We start from the raw sequence: 813 nt of genomic DNA on the forward strand, positions 1-813 counted from the left end.
GAAAAAGGACGCACGTAGCCTAGAGAAAAAGACAATTTGGAAAATTGCCCTTTGGGTGAATTTTTTGTTGCATTCTCTTGCTCTTTATCATCATAAGCGCCAAGAATTGCCAAACCTTTATGAAACCCTATATGCGCGCTTAATTCTCCTCCAAGCCACTTGCGCGAATGATCAAGCTCAAAGGTTGCAATAGCCAATTTACGGCTGGAAACATCAACCCGACTGCCCATAATAAAATTATCAGAATATTTCCATGTCAACCGTCCCGTAACCCAGGTCTTGCCCTCTTGATCACGGTCGATAACCCGTGAAATCCATGGCGTCAGCGATAAAGACTTACCCGCAGTCATAATATCGGAAAATATTCCCTTAACACTTGAATGATATTGGCTCCACGTCCCATCAAAACCTGTTGTCCAAGTGCCATAGGGAAGAGAAAATGATCCCGTTAGAGTATCACTATTGGGACGCTTGTGAGAAAAATGATACGGACCATCATCCATGGAGCGCTGATAGCTAAACGACCATTGATCATTGATCCCTAACAGATCATCAAAAGAAAGGCTCAAGCGCGTTTGATAAAGCCCTGTTGCTTTAGCGCCAAGATTATCGCTGGAAAGCGTAATAAGCCAAGGTTTCTGTTTTTCAATATGAACATCGAGTATCGAACCACCCGAATTGCTCCCCGCACCAAGATTAATGGTAGCTTGGCGTGAGAAAAGCCGATTGATTTGATCAAGCCCTTGCTCTATCTGGCGCAGATTGGTCGGCTTCCCAATAAGGTTTGGAAAAGCCGTGGTGATTTCTCCTTGA

General features: G+C 44.2%; 1 protein-coding gene. It reads right to left on the reverse strand.

The window, feature by feature from the left end:
• Positions 1–813 (reverse strand): ShlB/FhaC/HecB family hemolysin secretion/activation protein (locus ACFIJ7_RS09685; protein WP_375645207.1); only part of this gene is annotated, 813 nt, incomplete at both ends.

The sequence above is a fragment of the Bartonella sp. MR100HLJHH genome, from assembly GCF_042194215.1.
GTDB classification, from domain to species: Bacteria; Pseudomonadota; Alphaproteobacteria; order Rhizobiales; family Rhizobiaceae; genus Bartonella; species Bartonella grahamii.